The 13653-nt window shown below is 40.1% G+C and carries 13 protein-coding genes; 10 read left to right on the top strand and 3 right to left on the bottom strand.

Features of this window, described 5'->3' with window-relative positions; translation table 11 throughout:
• Positions 1 to 125 precede the first annotated feature (125 nt).
• The 3 genes from PH210_RS03295 (at position 126) to PH210_RS03305 (ending at position 3122) form a co-directional block, all read left to right on the top strand.
• Positions 126 to 887 carry a C40 family peptidase gene (locus tag PH210_RS03295; RefSeq protein ID WP_289983025.1) on the top strand — a complete coding sequence of 254 codons (762 nt, stop codon included), beginning with the start codon at positions 126 to 128 and terminating at the stop codon, positions 885 to 887.
• Positions 888 to 1034: 147 nt separating this feature from the next.
• A complete protein-coding gene (locus PH210_RS03300) occupies positions 1035 to 2471 on the top strand; it encodes a PAS domain-containing sensor histidine kinase (protein ID WP_289983027.1) in 1437 nt (478 codons plus the stop codon).
• 21 nt (positions 2472 to 2492) lie between these two features.
• Entirely contained in the window at positions 2493 to 3122 is a 630-nt protein-coding gene (locus tag PH210_RS03305; protein WP_289983028.1) for a TVP38/TMEM64 family protein, read from the top strand.
• Here PH210_RS03305 and PH210_RS03310 read toward each other — a convergent pair.
• The gene (locus PH210_RS03310; RefSeq protein ID WP_289983030.1) at positions 3119 to 3469 is read right to left on the bottom strand and encodes a hypothetical protein; all 351 of its coding nucleotides are present in this window, start codon (positions 3467 to 3469) and stop codon (positions 3119 to 3121) included. The genes PH210_RS03305 and PH210_RS03310 overlap by 4 nt on opposite strands.
• A 416-nt stretch (positions 3470 to 3885) precedes the next feature.
• On the opposite strand from PH210_RS03310, the gene PH210_RS03320 reads away from it, so the two are divergent.
• Both PH210_RS03320 and PH210_RS03325 read left to right on the top strand, forming a co-directional pair.
• Positions 3886 to 4224, top strand: a complete 339-nt coding sequence (locus PH210_RS03320) for an NUDIX hydrolase (RefSeq protein WP_289983034.1) — start codon at positions 3886 to 3888, stop codon at positions 4222 to 4224.
• Complete coding sequence (locus PH210_RS03325) at positions 4205 to 4393, top strand: NUDIX hydrolase (protein ID WP_289983036.1); 189 nt, start codon at positions 4205 to 4207, stop codon at positions 4391 to 4393. Before PH210_RS03320 ends, PH210_RS03325 begins: the two co-directional genes overlap by 20 nt.
• A gap of 108 nt (positions 4394 to 4501) precedes the next feature.
• Here the strand turns inward: PH210_RS03325 and PH210_RS03330 are convergent, their stop codons facing one another.
• Complete coding sequence (locus tag PH210_RS03330) at positions 4502 to 6043, bottom strand: multicopper oxidase family protein (RefSeq protein ID WP_289983039.1); 1542 nt, start codon at positions 6041 to 6043, stop codon at positions 4502 to 4504.
• Positions 6044 to 6177: 134 nt separating this feature from the next.
• On the opposite strand from PH210_RS03330, the gene PH210_RS03335 reads away from it, so the two are divergent.
• From PH210_RS03335 to PH210_RS03355, 5 genes are read left to right on the top strand one after another with little or no spacing between them, the layout of a single operon-like run.
• Positions 6178 to 7188 carry an XdhC family protein gene (locus PH210_RS03335; RefSeq protein WP_289983041.1) on the top strand — a complete coding sequence of 337 codons (1011 nt, stop codon included), beginning with the start codon at positions 6178 to 6180 and terminating at the stop codon, positions 7186 to 7188.
• Positions 7170 to 7814 carry a nucleotidyltransferase family protein gene (locus PH210_RS03340; protein ID WP_289983043.1) on the top strand — a complete coding sequence of 215 codons (645 nt, stop codon included), beginning with the start codon at positions 7170 to 7172 and terminating at the stop codon, positions 7812 to 7814. The genes PH210_RS03335 and PH210_RS03340 overlap by 19 nt, the downstream gene beginning before the upstream one ends.
• Positions 7802 to 10120: a xanthine dehydrogenase family protein molybdopterin-binding subunit gene (locus tag PH210_RS03345; protein WP_289983044.1), complete on the top strand. Its 2319-nt coding sequence runs from the start codon at positions 7802 to 7804 to the stop codon at positions 10118 to 10120. Before PH210_RS03340 ends, PH210_RS03345 begins: the two co-directional genes overlap by 13 nt.
• Positions 10120 to 10950, top strand: a complete 831-nt coding sequence (locus PH210_RS03350) for an FAD binding domain-containing protein (RefSeq protein ID WP_289983046.1) — start codon at positions 10120 to 10122, stop codon at positions 10948 to 10950. The genes PH210_RS03345 and PH210_RS03350 overlap by 1 nt, the downstream gene beginning before the upstream one ends.
• A gap of 37 nt (positions 10951 to 10987) precedes the next feature.
• A complete protein-coding gene (locus PH210_RS03355; protein WP_289983048.1) occupies positions 10988 to 11452 on the top strand; it encodes a (2Fe-2S)-binding protein in 465 nt (154 codons plus the stop codon).
• Between the two features lie 7 nt (positions 11453 to 11459).
• Here the strand turns inward: PH210_RS03355 and PH210_RS03360 are convergent, their stop codons facing one another.
• Positions 11460 to 13523 carry a peptidoglycan D,D-transpeptidase FtsI family protein gene (locus PH210_RS03360; protein WP_289983050.1) on the bottom strand — a complete coding sequence of 688 codons (2064 nt, stop codon included), beginning with the start codon at positions 13521 to 13523 and terminating at the stop codon, positions 11460 to 11462.
• Positions 13524 to 13653 lie beyond the last annotated feature (130 nt).

Below are 13653 nucleotides of genomic sequence, written 5' to 3' on the forward strand. Positions count from 1 at the left end.
TAATAGGTGCATTCATTACCAACTTAGGTATGAACTGTATTGAAAACCATATCTTTGCCATATTAACCAGGTATCTATCTCCTTTATGATATATGTACCAATATATTAAAAGGAGTCGTGCCTCTATGAAAAAACATCTACTGACCGTTGCGGCCGCTGCCGGCATCTTGTTTACTTCTTTTGGAGGGTCTGTATACGCACATGAAAATATCTATACGGTCCAATCAGGGGACACCCTATGGAAAATCTCGCAAGCGAACGGTGTGTCAGTTGCTGATTTAAGAGCATGGAATCAGCTTACTAGCGATAATATCTTTGTAAATCAAAAACTATCATTATTAGCTCCGCATACTCAAGAAACAACATATACAGTTCAAAAGGGGGATTCCCTTTGGGGAATCGCAGCCCGAAATAATCTCTCGGTAACACAGCTTAAATCTATCAATAACTTAACATCAGATACGATTTATGTGGGCCAAGTGTTAAAGGTTACAGCGAATTTGCAATCAATAATTCCGACTCCAACGGTTTCAAAGGCTCAAATGGCAATGGATGAAGCAAAGAAATATATCGGAACCCCGTATTTATGGGGAGGAAATACTCCGGCTGGCTTTGATTGCAGCGGGTTTACGAGTTATGTCTTCAATAAAGTTGGCATATCAATTCCACGTACAGCTGCAACTCAGTGGTCTGGTTTAAAGGTGATCAGCACCCCAAATCCTGGTGATTTAGTATTTTTTGAAACGTATGCACCGGGACCAACACATGTTGGAATTTATTTAGGCGATAATAAATTTATTCAAGCGGGATCGCACGGTGTGGCCATAGCGGATATGACAAATACCTACTGGAAACCAAGGTACCTTGGGGCAAGAACCCCTTATTAATAAAATATTAAAAAAACCTTTTATCTAAAATGATAAAAGGTTTTTTCTTTCGGAAAATTCGAAAATTAATAGTTTATGAAATAGGGTTTTAGCTTTATACTAGATAGGTATCTCTTTTTAAAGCTGCAAGCTTGCCGGGAGGATTTTATGTTTAATTCCACACTTTTAAAAGAAGTATTTTATCAATCTAGGATTCCTCAATTAATAGGCTGCATTGATTTTACAAATATGCAATATAATCCTGCTTTCTGTGATTTTCTTGGGTTTACAATGGACGAATTAGCTTCATTATCTATTGAGGAAGTTTCACATAAAGAGGATCTTGCCAATGATGTCCATTTGTTTCGAGAGATTTTAAGTGGACGAAGAAATGAGTATGAAATTGAAAAAAGGTATATACATAAGTCTGGTGCAATTAAGACCGGTATTTTAAATGTTTCCAAAATTAAGGCCCAAGGAACTGAGGAAGAGTATATACTTGCACAGGTTATTGATATAACAGAAAAAAAGCAAATGGAAACGGTTCTAAGGGAAAGCGAACAAAAATACAGACTCCTGGCTGAGCATTCATCAGATGTCATCGTGCTGCATCAGGTGGATTTTTCCTGCCAATATATATCACCCTCAGTAAAGACGGTTCTAGGCTACGAACTAGTGGAATTGCTTGGAAAAAATCCAGAGGAATTCATTCATCCCGATGATATGGAGGCAATGTTAATACAGCTTAAACTAATAGGACCGGAAAATACTTCGATGTTAGTTACTTACCGCTGTAAAAAGAAAGACGGAAACTTTATTTGGTTAGAGTCAACCATCAAGGCTTTAATAGATCCTATTACTGGTAAAGTGAAGGAAATTGTGACAGTATCGCGGGATATCCAGCACCGAATTGAAACGGGCGAACGCTTGCGAAAATCCGAAAAGCTGGCTGTTGTTGGCCAAATGGCTGCAGCTGTAGCCCATGAAATTCGAAATCCACTAACTCCTATTAAAGGATTTATGCAGTTATTAAACACAGAAAAAGAAATTAACCCAGTTTACTTAGGTATTGTGTTGGATGAATTACAGCGCCTCGAAGTCATCATTTCTGAATTTTTAACGATGGCAAAGCCCCATGCAGAAAAAACCAGTCTTGTTCAAATAAATAGTCTTGTTGGACAGGTGGTTCAATTATTACAAACGCAGGCATTGATGAAGAACTTAGAAGTCAACTTTACATCTATTAATTCAGTGCCTTCGATAATTGGAGATCCCAATTCATTAAAACAGGTTTTCATGAACGTCATTCAAAATGCCCTAGATGCATTGTCCGAAAAGGGCCGAATTGATGTTTCTATTTGTGTAGATAAATTAGCAGTTATTATTAAGATTAAGGACAACGGTTGCGGGATACCAGAGGAAAGGCTGTTAAAGCTTGGTGAACCATTTTATTCAACTAAGGAAAAAGGAACGGGGCTCGGATTAATGACCAGCTTCCGAATTATAGAAAGCCATCACGGAAAAATAAAAGTTGAGAGTGAAGAGGGACGAGGGACCACCGTAATCATTTGGCTTCCCATTCATCAAAAAAATCATTCAAATTAATTGAGGTCTAGAGGAGATAAAATGTTAAAGCGATTCGTAAGCTTAACGATTTTACTGTTGATCGTTGCGATTGGATTTTTTCAAAAGGATGAATTATTGCAATTAATAAAAGCAGGCGGCTCTGCCTCACTTCTGATCAGTATGTTTCTCGTAGCTATTTGTGTGTTTTTTCCAGTCATTCCCTTTCCTGTATTGGCAGGAATCATAGGTGGTGTCTTTGGAACAGCCCAGGGGGTGTTTGTTTCATTAACAGGTGCTATGTTTGGGACTATGGGATTTTTCTTCTTAAGCAGGTATGGATTTCGGGATTTCGCGCAGGCAAAACTATCTAAGCATCCAAAAGTCCAAGAATACGAGGATTTTCTTAACAGAAACTCCTTCGTAGCAATCCTCTCATGCCGATTAGTTCCAATTATTCCTGCACCGATAGTTAATATTATTTGTGGATTAAGTCATGTCAAATGGCCAATCTTTTTTATTGCGTCAACAATTGGAAAGCTTCCCAATATTTTAATCTTGTCTTTTGCAGGAGCCTTATTTAAAAGCAGTAAGCTTTATTCCTTTGGCTTATATGGAATCTATATACTCATTATTTTCCTCATTAATTTTGTCATCGTTTATCGAAAAACAGCCAAAAAATCTCTAGATTAAATGACAATTTGTATATTTACATCATTCCGGTTCTCAACCTGGATAATGTCGGTAAAATAGCTTTTTAAAATAAGCCATTTGGCGGGATAGCTATAAATAAAATCCTCCAAAACTAGATTGGAATAGTGTATCAAGCAATCAAATGCTTGTTTTTCTTTCTTTAAATCATATAAAAGGGCATGTGGAATAGTGTAATAATCATTTAATTGATAGGGATTAAGTGGAACAATCTCTATCTTTTGCTGCTGTATATAATTTTTAATCGACTGTTCCTGAAGTCTTTTGCTCTCATCCATTGATAATCCATTTAAACTTATTCGGTCATTGATAAAATAAATACCCTTCAATCCTAACACCTTCTTATTAGAGTGATTGGTATTGTTATTGACAGGGTTCGAAAGAAGTATACATTAAGATTTTCCTCAAAAAAATATACCCGGCCTAATGCCGGGTACCAAACAAAATCTATATAAAGGGGGGCGGAGGTTAAGGTTCTCTTGTGAACCTATTAATATCTTAATCGATAAATATGAACAAACTATGAAAGAAAGTTTAATAGTTTAAGAAAGGTGAGCAGGTTGAAAGATTTCCATTGTTGTGCTACGTGCAAACACTTTATAGCCGAGAGGAAACCGGAAGGAATGCGATATTTCTGCAGCCGTTTAGGCTATGAAACCAAAACTAACTATAAATTTAACTGCTGGAGTCCGAAAGAGAATATCCTGCCATTAATGACGAGAAAAGAGTCTGGAGGCGGTCTTTAATGGGTGATAAAACATTAATATCCTTAAGTGGAATGAATTTAAAGGAGGATTCCTTTAAAAGACCTTATTTCGAATTAGAGGAATTTCAAGGAGTTGTCATGCTTGCAAAGGAAAATGATTCTCTTTTATTAATTGAGCAATATAGAGGGCCAGTTAATTCAACTGTATGGCAGTTACCGGGCGGCGGTGTGAAAAAAGGGGAGGATCTGGAACAGGCAGTTAGACGCGAATTTCTAGAAGAAACAGGATATACATGCGGCTCTGTACATTTTCTTGGGACTTTGCAGCCTGCATCCTGGAGAACAAATGAAATAACTCATGTTTTTTTTTACGGATGAAGTTGGAGAAAACCTAAATCAACAGCTTGAAGACCATGAAAAAATTATTGTGAAAAAAATAAGTATTCATGAATGTTTTCATCTTGTCAAAGAAAATCAGCTGCAGGATTCAGAGCTTTGCTACGCATTGCTACAAGCTATTTTGAAGGGATTTATTTCAATTGATTAAGCAGATTTTTTAATGATGATTACCAATTAGGAAAACTAAAATTTGCTCCCGTTTTTTCAGACAAATGAAAACCCGGTGGATATAAATCCACCAGGTAAATTTTTAAGGCTAGTGCTGAGGATGTACAATGTATGGCCGCATCATTTCATAATCCTCATGCTCGAGCATGTGGCAATGCCAGACATATTGCCCAGTATAGGGGAAGAACGGAATGATGATTCTTGTAATTTGACCAGGAGGACATCTTACCGTGTCTTTCCAGCCCCGTTCAGTATGATCTGCGGAGACTGGCGGGCCTGTGAATTTAATACGTTTGGTCGATTTAAAATATTCCACATCAAACGGGCGGCGGTCGATTATTTGAAATTGAACGAGATGGACGTGAATTGGATGGTCATCGCCATTAGTATTAACGAAATTCCAGACTTCAGTTGAACCGACAATGGGATTTTCGGTAACTGGATCATCCCATTTCTTCTTATCAAGCAGCAAAAGCGGTCTTCCATATTGATCCTTTTCCTCACTTAATTCTAAAAATCGATATTTCCATGCAGTCTGTTCCGGCAGGCTGCCAATCGAGTCTAAATGGGGCGGAATCACAGTGGTATCAATCGTGGCCAAGGTTTTATTTACTCGAAACTGCATAATTACTCCGGTTGTTTCTGGGTCAACAGGGTCCCCAATTGGGAAATGAGTAGGTGCATCATTTTTCAACGTAACCACTTTACCCTCTAAGTTTGTAAAGTCTATGATAACATCGACTCTTTCCGCTGGTGCAAGCAATAATCTTTTCACTCCAATCGGCTGCTCCAAAAATCCACTATCTGTTCCAATTTGGTAAAACAATTGCTTTGAATCCAAGGATAGTCCGAAGAAACGGGAATTTGCCCCATTTAACAACCGGAAGCGATATTTTCTTGGTTCAACCTCTAAATAAGGCCAAACCTTGCCATTAACAAGAATTGTTTCTCCAAAAAAAGACGATATTATCGAGGGACCGATTCCAGATTCATTTTTCTCAGGCTGTTCCGGATATAAAAACGATCCATCCTTATGGAACGATCTATCCTGGAGAAGCAGCGGTATTTCATAAAATCTGCTTGGAAGGTTCAGCGAACGTTCCTTTTCATCCCTAATCAGATAAAATCCAGCCAGCCCGGCATAGATATTTAATCGGGTTATCCCGATTGCATGGTCATGATACCAAAGGGCACGAGCGCTTTGCTGATTAAAGTACTGATAAATTTGTTTTTGAAAAAAGGATCCTTTTATTTTATAGTCTTTGGTAAACCAGGCATCGGGGTAGCCATCACTCGCTGGTTCTGTCCTGCCACCATGAAGATGGACGACAGTTCGAACATCTGGAATTTGTTTTTCCGCTCCATGAACGGTGTGATCAATTGGAAAAAGATGTCTGGCTGGAAGATCGTTCTCCCATTTGAAAAATACTTTTTCTCCTTTTTCAACCTCAATCGTAGGCCCTGGATAAATTCCCTCATATCCCCAAATCGTTGTTTTAGGCAAATCACGATGCAACGATTGTTTGGTCTCCCTCATACTAACTTCATAATACGTGTATTCCTTAGATTTCCACTTTGGTTTTAAAACAGGGGGGATAGGTAAAGGATCTGTAAATTTCGTTAATTTCATGAAAACCTCCCCTTTTTTCTTGATGTTACTAATATCTATGAATGATTCGAATGAAAAATTAACCATTCTAGGAATAGCTTCCACCTTAATATAAATAAATTAGGAATTTACTTGTCTGAAGTGAGGGAGTTTTGATGGAAGATATATTCCTAATTTTGGATGCAATAAAGGGCTCTGGGAAAAAGGTACTTGCGACTATCATTCGAGTAAACGGCTCTGCCTATAAAAAAGAAGGAGCTTCCATGCTGTTTTTTGAGGATGGCAGTCAAATTGGCCTATTAAGTGCTGGTTGTTTGGAGACAGATTTAGCTGTAAGGGTACAGGAGGTGTTCGAAAAGCAAAGGGCCTTTACTCTCCATTATGACATGAGCGACGAAAAGGATATAGGCTGGGGGCAAGGGTCAGGCTGTAATGGGACAATTGATATTTTGCTAGAACCCGTTACCACACAGCTTCAAAAGGATTTGATATTAGTCAGGGAAGAATTAGAAAATAATACTCCTGTTACGGTTTTGAAAAATTTAAGCAATGTAGGAGAGTATGTTTTTCTTACCAAAGAAGGGCGCCGATTTGGTCAATGGTCAGGTGTTATACCAAAAGTTGAAATCCAGGGTAAATCTGGAGTCACGGATGGACTGCCTATTTACCAGGAAACCTATCAGCCAAAGCCACGATTGATTGTATTCGGAGCAGGACCTGATGCCAGACCATTGGTATCCTTGGCGGCAGAAACTGGATTTTCCGTTACGATTTGTGACTGGCGCAACGAATTCTGTCAAAAAAAATATTTTCCAGGTGCTGACCGTCTTTTACTGGGCTTTCCTAGTGAGTTACTAAAAGAAATTTCGTTTACCCCCTATGATTTTGTGATTATCATGACGCATCATTTTCAGAAAGATCAAGAGATTCTTTTGTCCATATTTAATAAGAATGTTAGATACTTAGGTATTTTGGGACCGAAAGAAAGAACCAAACGGCTGCTTAGAAATGAGGAAATTCCCAAATGGCTCCATTCTCCCATTGGCCTCGCAATTGGGTCAAGGGGTTCTGTTGAAATCGCTGTCAGTATCGTAGCAGAAATGATTGAAGTGTTAAGAAAGCCGGTTCGTAAAAAGGTGGAGTTATTATGGACAGTTCCAGATTAGTTGGAATATATTTGGCGGCCGGCAAAAGCACTAGGATGGGCAGGAGTAAACTGAATTTACCGGTCTATGAAACCTGGCTGGGAAGCTTGGCCTTACGGGCTGCATTAGAATCAAAGCTGGAGCACACCATAACGGTTACAAGAAAAGGAGATACACTTAAGTGGTTAGCTCCTTTTTCAAATAGAGAAGATGTAAGTATTCTAGTTTGTGATGAAGCTGACCGGGGACAGAGTGCTTCCTTAAAGTCAGGAGTAAAGGCTGCAGCAGAACTAGGAGCGGACGGAGTAGTGATACTCCTAGCGGACCAGCCATTTGTGACAAGTGCGCTGATTAATCGTTTAGTCGATGAATTCTCTGCATCTAATGAGTATTCTCATTTAAGTTATTCGCAAAATGGAAATTCTAAACCGCCTGTTCTTCTTGGAAGAAAACTTTTTCCATCCTTAATGGAATTGGAAGGGGACCAGGGAGCGCGCTCCTTAATTCGCAGTGAGAAAGCATTGCAAGGTAAACAAGTGGAACTAAATGGCGGCATTTATTTTTTTGATATTGATACCTTTGAGGACTACCAAGCATTACTGGAAATTTGGCCATTAAAAGGGAGGTCTGGAGATTGGAGGTTATAGGCAAAAGCGTCATTCGAAAAGAAGCACTTGAAAAGGTGACGGGCAGGGCGAAGTATACAAATGACTATCATTCAGTTTCAATGCTTTCGGGGCATAAGGTTATCAGCCCTTTTGGTCATGCCAAAATTGTCGATATTGACACAGAGGAGGCCTGGAAAGTTCCGGGTGTACATGCAATTCTCGCCGGAAATCACTATCCATTAACAGGGGAAGCGATTCGTGACCGGCCTGTGATTGCGGTTGATAAGGTTCGTTACCACGGAGAAGTTGTTGCACTTGTCGTCGCTGATTCTCCTGAACAAGCCAAAACTGCTGGCGATCTAATAAAAGTCCAATATGAATTACTGCCCGTTGTCAACTCGCCTACACAGGCATTTCAAAAGGATGCTCCGCTTGTCCATGAGCGTTTAGGTGAATACAAAAAGGAAGAAGATTCACATCCGGTGCCTGACACCAACATTGCTACCCATATTAAAATCCGTAAGGGAAATATGGAAAAGGGCTGGTCGGAAAGTGACACTGTAGTAGAAGCAACCTTTTCGTTTGCTCCATCCGACCATGCAGCAATGGAAACAAGGTGTGCCACAGCAGAGATTATGCCCGATGGAAATATTATCATTATGACCTCTTCTCAAGCACCGTTTATGGTTAAAAGGTTAATCTCCGATTACTTTGGCGAGGATCTTGGGAAAATTATTGTTCATACCCCTTTTGTTGGCGGAGCATATGGTGGCAAAGCACCTGTTCAGCTTGAGATACTTGCTTATTTAGCTTCGAAAGAGGTCGGAGGCAAGCCTGTAAAAATTTTTAATACAAGAGAAGAAGATATTATTACCTCCCCATGTCATATTGGATTGGATGCAACGGTAAAATTAGGGGCCGATCGGAATGGGAAAATCAGGGCAGCGGAAATTCAGCATTTATGGGATGGCGGTGCCTACTCGGATAAAGCGATAGATGTGACGAGGTCTGGAGCGGTTGATTGTACAGGTCCTTACAATATTGAAAATGTTTGGTGCGACTCATACTGCATGTATACGAATCATCCCTATGCCTCGCCCTTCAGAGGCTTCAGTCACTCAGAACTTTCCTTCGTAATTGAAAGAACAATGGATCTGCTTGCGCAAAAATTAAATATGGATCCGCTTGAACTAAGGTATATCAATGCAATTAGACCGGGAAATACCACACCCACAAGGGTAAGGTTAAATAAAAGTAACCTTGGGAATTTACCTAAATGTATCGAAAAGGTCAGGGAAATATTCAATTGGGATGAAGGACCTGTTAAAGAAATAAACGAAAGGTTTATAAGGGTAAAAGGGGTTAGCTGCAGCTGGAAGACGTCAACCATTGACACGAATGCTCCTTCAGGCGCCATTATTACCTTTAATAAAGATGGCAGCCTTAATTTGATGACAGGCGTGATTGAAATTGGAACGGGAACCAAAACGGTTCTCGCCCAAATACTGGCTGAACGTTTGAAAATGGATGTTGATAAGATTCATGTCCGAATGGAAGTGGATACACAAACAATGCCAGAGCATTTTAAAACGGTTGCCAGCAGAGGAACCTTTATGGCAGGAAGAGCGGTTCTGAATGCGGCTGATGATGTCATCAATCAATTAAAAGAAGTAGCCGCATGTGCTTTAAGGGCCCCCAAAGAAGACCTGGAAGTTGCCGATAGCAGGGTGTTTTTAAGGGATGATCCTGCCATTGGACTCCATTTTAAAGAAGTGGGTTATGGCTATACCTATCCGAATGGAAACGCAATTGGCGGACAAATCATTGGCAGGGGGAAATATATTTTAAGGCATTTAACGCATTTAGATCCCGAAACAGGTGCCGGCAAGCCAGGCCCGGAATGGTCGGTTGCTGCTTATGGAGTGGAAGTTGAATTTGACCGGCGCGATTACACGTACCGCGTTGTTAAAGCATGTACCGTTGTCGATATTGGGAAGGTCTTGAATGAAAAAGCGGCATTAGGCCAGGTCATGGGCGCGATGAGTATGGGTATTGCCTTCGCCAGCCGTGAGACTTTTTATTTCGATGAGCTCGGAAGGGTATTAAATCCACAGCTTCGAACCTATCGGCCCCTTAGATATGGTGAAAATCCTGAATACTTGGTTGGATTTGTTGAAACTCCACAGCTCGATTCACCCTATGGAGCCCGGGGAGTGGGAGAGTTCGGTTTAATGGGAATGCCGGGAGCGCTTGGAAATGCTCTGTCAGTTGCAGCTGGGGTATCCCTCAATCATTTGCCTTTGATTCCGGAGTTAATTTGGAAGGCGAAGGAGGGAGAAACGTAATGCTTCCATTTGACTTTGATTATTATAAGCCTGAAACACTGAAAGAAGCTGTTGATTTATTTCAGTATTTAGACCAACAGGGAAATCAGCCGATGTTTTTTTCTGGTGGAACGGAATTAATTACACTCGGAAGAATTGATTTAGCCTATACTGATGCGGTCATAGACATTAAGGATATTGCTGAGTCTAAGGTAATGAAGGTAAGCGGGGATCATTTAATACTTGGGAGCACGCTTTCTCTGACAGAAATTGAAGAAGCTAACCTTTTTCCATTATTAACGAAGACAGCCAGTGAAATAGCTGACCATACCGCTCGTGGGAAAATAACTTTAGGCGGAAATATTTGTGCACAAATTTTTTACAGAGAGGCTGTTTTGCCCTTTTTGCTTGCTGACAGTCAAGTATTAATTATCGGACCTGAGGGTAAAAAGGTGATTCCAATTAATGAAATCTTTCATGAGCAGTTAAGGCTAAAAAGAGGTGAATTTTTAGTCCAATTAGCAACCGACAGCCGGTTTATAACTGCACCATTTATTAGTATTAAACGCCGCCAGCAATGGGATACAGGCTACCCCTTAATAACGATTGCGGCGTTAAAAACAGGTCAGGAATTACGTGTTGCCATCAGTGGATTATGCCCATTTCCATTTCGAAGCAAGGAGGTTGAGTCTGTATTAAACAATATAGAAATGTCGCTTGAGGCAAGAGTGCAGGGTGCCATTGAGCTCGTACCAGATCCAATATTAGATGATGTTGAAGGGTCTGCAGAATATCGTTTATTTGTTTTACAGAATTTGTTTTATGATGTTTTGGCGAGGCTTGAGAGATGAGAGTTTGATAGTTTTGTTAAAGGCAGGTGAGTGAAATTTGAAGTTTCATACCATCACATTAAACATTAACGGAAATAATCGAGTTGTCACGGTCAGGTCAGCTGATACTCTTTTATATGCCTTGCGCGGGAAGCTTGGACTGACAGGATCAAAGCCAGGGTGTTTAAATGGTGATTGCGGTGCATGTACGGTGAACCTAGACGGTTGGCCAATGAAATCATGTTTAATGCTGGCCGTAGAAGCAATTGGAAAAAAGGTAACAACCATCGAAGGATTGCAAAATGCGCCGATTCAACAGGCATTTGTCGAAAATTTTGCCTTTCAATGCGGCTACTGTACACCTGGTTTTATTATGAATTGCCACTCGTTAATTGAGCAGCATCCAGATGCCGATGACGAGAAGATAAAGGAGTGGCTCGAATCAAATATTTGCCGCTGTACAGGTTATGCTGAAATTGAGCGGGCAGTTAAATCGGTGTTAAAAAAGAATAGGGTGCCCTAGAGGCATCCTATTTCTTTTTCATTTGAAAATACATATCCAATACCCGGCGTCCAATTTTCAGGTTTGCTCTGTTATCCTCTTTACCGGCGTAAGCCCAGGGAACCAATACTGCCATGGCTACTTCGGGATTTGTACTCGGTGCATAACTGACTAAACTAAGGTTCATGACAGGGGGTGGTTCTTTCCCAAAAAGACTGCGAAGCGGTCCGTCATAGAAGGCTTCTGCAGTACCCGTTTTACCTGCTGGAGCATAGTTAACACCGCTGAAAAATTTATAGGCTGTGCCGCCCGGCTCCTGCATGACCTTTCTAAAACCTGTTTGTACACGGTTCATCCACATTTTTTTCGCATCAATCGTATTTAGGACCGTTGGATGAATATCTTTTACAACTGCACCAGGTTCATTGGACCCTTCAATCGGTTCGCGAATTTGCTTGACCACATGTGGCTGCATTCGGTAGCCGCCATTAGCAATCGTCGAAACATACTGGGCTAATTGCATTGCAGAGTAAGTATCATATTGACCAATTACGAGGTCGAGTAAATATCCAGGGAGTTTGCTTTGCCCTTTAACACCCGTTTGTTCATTCGGTAAATCAATTCCGGTTCTTGTACCAAGACCAAATGATGCAAATGAATTTCTTATTGTTTCAAAGGCGGTATTATCAATTTTCAAAGGTTTATCATATTCATAATGTCCGTTACCAATTCTTATGGCTGTACGGAACATATAAACGTTGGATGATTTTTTTAGGGCATTGATTTCGTTCAATTTCCCAAGGTAGGTATAAGATTTTTTCAAGGGGGTGGCTTGAATTTTCAGCCCGGCATCGTCAAAAATGGTACCGGGAGAAATGGCCCCTGTTTTATATCCTGTTAAGACGGTGGCTCCCTTCACAGCAGAACCTACGTTATAGGTGGTCGTAAATGTTCCCAGAGCATCATCTACCATTTCAACTTTGCCAGTTTCCTTATTTCTTTCTATTTTTTTTCCTGACATGGCCAAGACTTCCCCATTTCTAGGGTCCATTAACACCACATAAGCCCGGTCGGTCAGACTGGTTCCAGGAAATTGCTTTGCTGCCCAAAGTTCTTCTTCAATAATTTTATCAACCGACATTTGTAGATCCATATCAATGGTAAGGACAAGGTCATTTCCTTTTTTGCCGTTCGTGATTGTTTGGGTTTCAATCACATTTCCTGTTTTATCGGTTACATTCTTGACTCTTGACTTGTAGCCATGAAGAATATCCTCGTATTGCATTTCCAGTTGGCTTTTCCCAATCCGGTCATTTCGACTGTAACCCTTTGCTAAATAATAATCCAATCTGTCAGCGGGCAGACCTTCATCCGACTTTGTTACCTTTCCAAGCACGGATCTTAATGTATTTTTGAACAAGTAGGTCCGGTCCCAATCTGTTGTGGTGTCAACACCAGGAAGGGATTGAAGATTTTCGCTCACGGCCGCAATTTCCTGCTCTGTAACGCTTTCATTTTTAATAATTTGCGATGTGTATTTATACCCGCTGATAAATTCTCGATAAAGGGCGAGTACTTCAAGGTCCTGATTAATTTCCTTCAATTCCTGAGGAGTTATCCGATCCCGCTTTAACTTATATAAATCCCGATCATTCAGTTTTTTTGCTTCATATAATTCTTTTTCATTTTTGGTAATTTTGGCTTCGGCGCGCTTTGGATTCTTCAAAATCCAAAAATCCTGTTGATCCCTGTCTGTCACCTTATCTGTTTTCTTCTCAATAAGTTTGGCTAATTTTTCAGCTGTTTCAATCATTTCTTTTTGGCTAAACCCTTCATTGGTGAAGGTGATGGCGTTTTTGGGAATGTTATCAACAATAACTTTAAAATCACGGTCATACATTTTTCCTCTTGGGACCGGATTACTAACCGTTATATCCTCTTTTCTTTCTAAATCTCTTTTAAAATTTTCCCCATACACAATCTGTACAAAGCCAAGTCGTAAAATAAGGATAGAAAATAGAAGAAATACACTAAAAAACAATATATTTAAACGAAAGGGAAAATGAGACTTTTTCTTTTTTTGCTTTTCCAAAGGTTCGCACATCCTTTACCAGCCAGTAAACATCATACGATATTATTATTTTACGTTTCTCATCAAGATTATGTAAAGTATTTCCTAATCAGCTAATAATTAGGGGGTGAGAATGAGGTATCGACAGAAT

Source organism: Paenibacillus sp. BSR1-1 (genome assembly GCF_030403775.1).
Lineage (GTDB): Bacteria > Bacillota > Bacilli > Bacillales > Cytobacillaceae > Neobacillus.